This window comes from Kitasatospora sp. NPDC059973 (genome assembly GCF_042737525.1).
Taxonomy (GTDB): domain Bacteria; phylum Actinomycetota; class Actinomycetes; order Streptomycetales; family Streptomycetaceae; genus Kitasatospora.
The window spans coordinates 20,759-27,983 of record NZ_JBHWUI010000034.1 but is presented as its reverse complement, the minus strand read 5'-3'; the positions used below and the strand labels follow the sequence as shown (position 1 = coordinate 27,983).

Here is a 7,225-nt window from a genome sequence, read left to right as displayed (position 1 = left end):
CGTGGGGGGGGCGGGGGGGGGGGGGGGGGGGGGGGGGGGGGGGGGGGGGGGGGGGGGGGGGGGGGGGGGGGGGGGGGGGGGGGGGGGGGGCCCCCGGGCTCGGGAGCCGGTTCGGGCTCGGGCGCAGCGGCGGCCTCCGGCTCGGGAGCGGGCTCCGGCTCGGGAGCGGCGTCCTTCGGCTGCGCCGCCGCGGGCCCGTCCGCCGGCGGCACCTCGGCCGGCCCGCGGTCCGCGGGCACCGCGTCGGCGGGTGCAGCGTCGGCGGGTGTAGCGTCAACCGGTGCCGCCTGCGCGGCCGCCTCGTCCGCCGGGCGCGCGTCCGTGGACGGCGCCTTGCCCAGGGTCACGCCCGACGTCACCGGGGGGCGCCAGGCGTAGGCCTTCAGCAGGTCGACCGGCCGCGCCGGGGGCGGGGGTGTCGGCGGCACGCCGGGCTTCAGCAGGTTCACCGGTCCGTCGGACGGCGCCACCGCGGCAGGTCTCAGCGGCACGGGCGCGGGTGCCGAGCCGGGTGCCGGGAAGACCGGTGCGGCGGCCTTGTCGAGGGTCACGGCGGGCCGGGCGGCCGGGGCGGCGTCGCGCTGGACCGGCGGACGGGGCAGCAGCGCGGCGGGGCGCGGGCCCTCGTACGGGACGGCCTCCGGCAGCACGCCGTCCGTCCGCCGGGCGGTGTTGCGGAAGAACGGCCGGTTCGGCGCGTGGGTGGCGAGGATGACGACGTCCGGGCGCAGCACCGAGTACACCTGCTGGCGCAGCTGTTCGGGCGCGAGGACGGCCTCCGCGCCCGGACGTCCGCCGTGCAGGGCCTCGATCAGCGCGCGGGTGAAGGTGCCGATCTGCTCCGGGTCCGGGCTGACCACCGCCCAGAGCGGAAGGCCGTCGGCGAGCGGCGAGACGGTGCCCTGGAGGTAGGGCCAGGCGTTCTGATCGGCGCTCAGGTCGGCGATCACGAGTGTCTGCCAGTCGGCGGGCCGGTGACGCAGCTCGGCGGCGACGGACTGCCAGGCGATGCCGTCCTGGCGGATGCTCCCCGACTTCGAGTCCCGCAGGGTGAGGTGGAGTTGGCCGCCGCGCTTGTCGGCGAGCAGGTGGCCGCCGAGGTGCACGAGCAGCGGACCGGGGTGCCGGGCGGCGGCGCGCAGGTGGGCGAGCACGGTGTGCGGGTCGCTGGCGCCGGGGAGGTGGACGGCGTCCACCGCGTCGGCCGCGAGGAGAACCTGGGGCGAGACGGCGGCGAGCATCGCGGAGAGGACGGGCGCCTGGGCGGGTCCGCCGCGCCCCCAGGTACGGCGGCCGGCGTTGCCGTAGCCGCCCTCGACCACCAGGATCCGCCCGCGCGGCGCGGACCCGAGACCGCCCGGTCCGGCGCCGAAGCCGTGGGCGGGGGCCGTGCCGTGCGCGGGGGTGGTGCCGTGCGCCGGGGTGCCGCCCGGGACGGTGAACGGCAGCGGGGTGGCGGTGGCCGCCGCGGCGGGCGGCGGGGCGACGACGGACATCCCGGTCATGGTCCAGCCGGTGGGCGGCGCCATCGGCGCGGCCGGGGCCGGGACGGGCGGCTCGTACAGGGCCGGAGCCGGGACGGACACCGGCACGGCGGTCTGCACGGCGGCCGGGACGGCCGCGGGCGGCTCGTAGAGGGCCGCGGGACCGGGCGGGTGCTCCTCGTACGGATTGCGCGGCGGCCACGGCGGTACGGCATCCCCGGTGCCCTGGTCCGCACCGGGATCGGGGCCTCCTGGGACAGCTGTCGACTCCGCCATCTCTGGTCACCGCCCCGCCCCGCCGCTGAGCGGCGTCTGCTGCCCTTGCCCGTGGCGCCTGCGACCACGTCCGTCAGCGCCACCCTACGAGATCCCGGCACACCCGAGCCAGGCCGGGTGGGCGATCACCGCCGCGCCGCCGGGGCCCGCCGCGTCGCCGCTGCTCAGCCGCCGCGCCCGGGCGTCCGCCGGGCGGGCCCGCACGCACGTACGCGCCCGAACGGCCGTGGGCGGACGGCACGGTCGGCGCTCCGCCCGCCGCGCGGGCGGCCCTGCGCCCCGGGGCTTCTGACGGCCGGTGACCGCAGGGCCGCCGCCCCTGACGCGGACCGCCGCCGGTCGGCGGGCCTGCCCTTCCGACCCCGTGATCCGACCCCATCGTGCAACGGGCCGCCCCGGTGACGGGGCGTCCGCCCCGGCGAAGCCGCGGGCCTCAGGCCGGGCCCGCGGCGACGCAGAACTCGTTGCCCTCCGGGTCGGCCATCACCACGTGGTGCCCGTCGAACTCCGCGAGGACGCTCCCGCCCGCCCGCACCAGCCGCCCGGCCTCCGCCCGGATCCGGGCCCACCGCTCCTCGGGGCTGCCGTGCCCCGGGACCCGGACGTCGACGTGGAGCCGGTTCTTCGCGGTCTTGGGCTCGGGGACCTTGAGCAGCGTGAGCCGGGGGCCGACCCCGTCGGGGTCGCAGAGCCAGGCCCCGTCGTCCTCGGACTCGTCCTCCGGCAGGTCGAACTGCGCGAGCCACTCCGCCCTGGTCGCGAAGGGAGCGGGCGGCGGCTCGTCGACGTAGCCCAGCGCCGTCTTCCAGAAGGCGGCGAGGAGCTGAGCGTCCGCGCAATCGAGGGTCAGGTCGATTCTGGCTGCCATGACAGGACCGTACCGCCCGCCACCGACACCGGCAGGCGCACCGGCCAGCGCCCGTCACCGGCACCGGCACCGGCACCGGCCGTCACGGGATCACGGGACCGGGAGCCCCGGCGGTACTGCCGCCCCGGGCGGCACGGCTGTTCCGTGCCGCCCGGGGCACCGGCGGCCTCAGGCCCCCGAGAGCAGGTCCCGCAGCAGGGCGACGGTGTCGGCGTCGAGGTCCCGGCCGGTGCGCCGGCTCAGTGCGTCCAGCCGGTTGACGGCGCGCAGGAGCTGGTCCCGGGCGCCGGCGGAGGCGTAGGCGTAGAAGAGGTCGCGGTGCAGGAGTTCGACGTCCGGGGCGACGGCGAGGCCGCGGAAGACGGCGGCCTCGGCACTGCGGTGGTCGCCGTACTGGAGGCGGCGGGCGGCGAGTTCGTGGGCGGTGTCGACGATCGCCGCGATCATGTCCTGCCGCTCGGCCTCGGCCCAGCCGTAGGCGGCGGGCGGGGCCTCCGCGAACGGCGCCCCCCGGACCAGGGCGAGCGCGTGGGCGAGCGCCGCGTCCGCGGTGGCACTGGTGCTGCGCATGCCGCGCCGGTACAGGCCGCGGAACTCGTCCCAGTCACAGGTGACGGTCGGGGCGAAGGCGTAGCCGTCGGTGGTGTCGGTGGGCAGGAAGGCCCGGCCCTCCGTCGAGGAGCCGAACCAGGCCGCCAGATCGGCGAGTTTGCCGGGCAGCGGGCTCTTCGCGTCGGCGACGGTGGGGTGGGTGTCCAGGTGGGCCGCGCCCGGGTGGAGGTCGTGGTCGAGCGCGGCGTGGTCGGCGCCGGAGCGCAGCGCCAGGTAGGCGGCGAGCTCGGTGAGCCGGGGCAGGTTCGCGGGCTCGACCGTGCCGGCGGCGCCGGCCACGTCCACCGGGCCGAGCAGCCGGATCCGCGGGGCGGTGCGGACGGCGTGCGCCTCCGGGGAGCGGAGGATGGCGAGCAGGTCGTCGCTGTCGCTGCGCACCGGGGTGGTGCGCGCCACCGGGGCGGGCTCCGGCTCGACGTCGGGCTCCGGGGCCGGCTCCGCAGCGCGCTCCGGGGTCGGCTCCGGGCGGCCCGGGACCCTGGGGGCGCCGCCGCTGGGCGCCGGCGCGGGTTCGTGCGTCGGGACCGGCTCCGGCACCGGCGCGGGCTCCGCGGCCGGCTCCGGCCCGGGAGCCGCCGGCGGCACCGGCTGGACCGGGACGACCGCCTCGACGGCCCGGGGCTCGGCCGCGGCCGGCAGCCGGAGGTTCTGGGTGGTGTCGTCGGCGTCCCCCTCGGGGGCCTCGCCCTCCTCGGCGACCGCCGGGGTGGGCGGCAGCGCGGGCGGCGCCGCCGACAACCCGGCCGGGCTGCTCGCCTGCCGGCCGAGGCCGTTGACGAGGAAGCGGGACCCCGGTCCACCGGCGGCGGGCGCGGCCGGGTCGGTGCCGGCGAACGGGCTGGCACCGGTGCCGATCACCCGGGCGAGCAGCCGCGGACCGGCCGCTTCGGTGCCGTCGGACCGGGCGGCGGAAGCGCTGTCGAAGCCGCCGCCGAGCGACCCGCCGAGGACACCGTCACCGAACGGTGCCGAGGCCCCGACCGCCGCCAGTACCGGCACGGGCGCCGGGAGTTCGGCCGGTTCGAGGTCGATGCCGGGGCCGTCGAGCGTCCAGGCGGGGGCGGGGTGCTGGGTGGTGTCGTCGGCGGCCCGGAGCAGCTCGGAGACCTGCTCGTACTGCCCGTCGCTGAGGCGCTGGAGTTCCACCGTGACGTGCAGGCCGGGAATGGTGGCCTGGCCGGTGGCGGGCAGCGTCCAGCGGGCGACCGGGCCGGTGCCGCGCTCGGGCGCGCGGGTGACCACGGCGACGCAGGTCCGCGGCCGGGCGTCGAGCAGGCGGCCGAGCTCGGCCGGGACGTCGCCGCCGGGCTGCTGGGCGCAGAGCACGATCTCCGGCACCCACGACTCGTCGGCCAGGCCGCGGCTGCGGGCGTCCCGCGGGCTGGCGGCCTCGGCGGCGACCAGCGTGGCGCGGGCCTTGGCGGTGCGCGGGCCGAGCGCGCCGAGCGCCGCCTCCAGCGTGGCGTGCCGGTGGATCCGCTCGGCGGCCGGCCCGCTGATCGGCAACTCCTCGGCGAGGTCGACCAGGTGCAGGTGGAGACGGTCGGCGAGCGGGCTGTGGGCCAGCTCGATGGCCAGGGTGCGCAGCACGTCCCGGGCGTCGTCCGGGTGGCCGGAGAGGTGGAGCAGCCGGACGGTCTCCAGGTCGGCGAGGACGACCGAGCCGTCCGGTGCGCCGCCGAGGGTGACCAGGGCCGGGTAGGGCGAGGCGGTCTTGCGCGCCTGGGAGGGCGAGAGGAGTTCGCCGGAGTCGTCCGCGCACCACCAGACGTTGGGGGCGTGCGCGGCCCGGAACGGCGCGATCGGGGCGGCCGGCCCGGAGAGGTGCAGTTCGACCGTGTGGCCGGGGGTGATCCGGGCCGCGACGATGGCGGGCAGGCGCTTGCCGCCGCGCACGGTGTTGCGCGCCATGGTGCGCAGGGCGCGGTCGAGCAGGTCCAGGCCGCGGTCGTCCTGGCGGACCCTCAGTTCGGCCTCGAACGCGGCGGCGGGGGCGGCCGGGAGCGCGATGCGGTGGCGCGGCCGGCGGGCGCGCAGCTGCGTGCCGCGCTTGTGGGCGACGGTGCCGACCATCATCGCGGCCAGCAGCACGCCGACGGTGGAGGCGGTGAGGGCGACGGTGTAGTCGTCGCCCTGGGCCTGTTCGGCGTGCGCGGCCGGGGCCTGGGCGTCGGCGGGCGCCGGCGCCGGGGTGGAGGGCGCCGACGGGGCCGGGGCCTGTGGGGCCGGAGCCTGCGAGGCGGGCGCCTGGTCGGCCGGGGCGGGCGCCTGGTCGGCCGGGGCGGGAGCCGGGGTCGGCGCCGGTACGGGCGCGGGAGCCGGGGCCGGCGCACCGGGCAGCGTCAGCACCATCCCCGGCACCACCACGTCCGGATCGGTCAGCCGTTCACCGTCCGGCGCCTGGGCGCCCTGGTTGGCCTCGAACAGCTTCGGCCAGGCCTCGGCGTCCCCCAACTCCCGCTCGGCGATGGCCGACAGGCTGTCACCGGCCGCCACCGTGACGGTGCCGCGGCCGCTCCCGGCGCTCCCGTCCGTGCCCGTCTGCGGCGCGCTCGGCGCCGACGGCACGGGCGCGGGCGCCGGGGCGGGCGCCTTGGCCTCGTCGGCCTTGGCGTCGCCGGGCATCAGCAGCTCCCAGCCGGGCTGGATGGGTCGCTCGGCGTCGAAGCGCAGACCCGAATCCCCCATCGTCCGACCGTCGTTGAGCTTGGCGATCTCCACCCACCGCTCCCCCGAGCCCAGTTGGCGCTCGGCGATGGACCAGAGGCTGTCGGCCGGCCGGCTGTCCCGGACGGTGTAGGTGGGCTGCTGGTCGGCGGCGGGGGCGAGCGCGGGCGCGGCCTGGGCCGCGGGCAGCGCGGACCGCTGCACACCGGCCGCCGGCTGGATCTGCGCGACGGCCGGCGCCCGGTCGGGCACCGCGGCGAAGGCCGAACCGGCCACCGGCAGCAGCGCGATCACCGAGCCGACCAGGCCGGCCGCCATCCGCTGGCTCCAGCCGAAGGCCGGGATCCGCCGGGCGATCCGCCCGCGCAGCTGGGCCGGGACCTCCAGCAGGACGGAGAGCGCGAAGCAGGCCCAGCCCAGCCAGCCGACCACGACGAGCAGCCAGAGGAAGAGCCGCCCGTCGTCGGGACTGGTCAGCAGTTGCCCGACGCCGTCCGGCGCCACCTCGCCCATCGCGGCGACCGCCCCGGTGCCGTACACCAGCAGCGCGGGTACGCCGACCAGCAGGACGAGCAGGGTGACCAGCGCGGCGAGGGCGCCGAGCAGCGCGCCGCCCCGCCCTCGGCGCGGCGGCAGCGGTGCCGGCCGGTGGCGGGCTCCCGCCGCGGCGGGCACGCCCCGGGCCGGGCGTCCGGCGCGGGCTTGGTCCTTGGCACGTGGCGCGACCATCAGTCGGTCTCCGCTTTCTCGACTCCGTGGACGAGGGTGGCACTGCCCTTGCCCGTGACCTTCTGTTTGCCGAGCTCGCCCAACAGGGCCGGCCTGTAGTCGGCCTGCACCGTGACGGTCACGGACGAACCGTCGTCCGAGAACGCCACGTCGTGGACGGCGAGGTGGTACAGGGCGAGGTAGCTGTTGGCGGCGTCCTTGACGTAGTCCTGCTTGACCTTGTACCCCTCGCCCCGGAGCACGGCGGCCTCGTCGAGCTGCTGGCCGCCCACCCGGGCGGCCTCCTGGGCGTAGCCGTCGGTGCGCTCGGCGACGCGCAGCCGGCCGCCGGCGTCCACGACGAGCGCGATGACCAGGACCAGGAACGCCGCACAGATCGCCACGAAGATCGCGATCGCGCCGCGGTCCGACCGGTCCCGGCCGCGCCGGCCCCCGGTCCGCCGTCGGACGGCCTGGCCGCCCCACCGTTCCCCCCCGGGTCTGCGCACCGTCACGCCCCCTCCCGCACCTTCGTCTCCCTGGCGGTCCCACCCGGGACCGCTCCGCCTCGTCCTGCCGTCCCCCGGGAGCTCTCCGCTTGCGTCTCCCC

At 78.7% G+C, this 7,225-nt stretch carries 3 protein-coding genes; all 3 read right to left on the bottom strand.

Annotated features, from left to right (window positions below; translation table 11 throughout):
• Positions 1-2,193: 2,193 nt before the first annotated feature.
• Positions 2,194-2,628, bottom strand: a complete 435-nt coding sequence (locus tag ACFWA9_RS12410; protein ID WP_329490655.1) for a VOC family protein — start codon at positions 2,626-2,628, stop codon at positions 2,194-2,196.
• Between the two features lie 168 nt (positions 2,629-2,796).
• Positions 2,797-6,636: a BTAD domain-containing putative transcriptional regulator gene (locus ACFWA9_RS12405; RefSeq protein ID WP_380386139.1), complete on the bottom strand. Its 3,840-nt coding sequence runs from the start codon at positions 6,634-6,636 to the stop codon at positions 2,797-2,799.
• Positions 6,636-7,130: a hypothetical protein gene (locus tag ACFWA9_RS12400; protein ID WP_352294152.1), complete on the bottom strand. Its 495-nt coding sequence runs from the start codon at positions 7,128-7,130 to the stop codon at positions 6,636-6,638. The genes ACFWA9_RS12405 and ACFWA9_RS12400 overlap by 1 nt, the downstream gene beginning before the upstream one ends.
• Between the last annotated feature and the right edge of the window lie 95 nt (positions 7,131-7,225).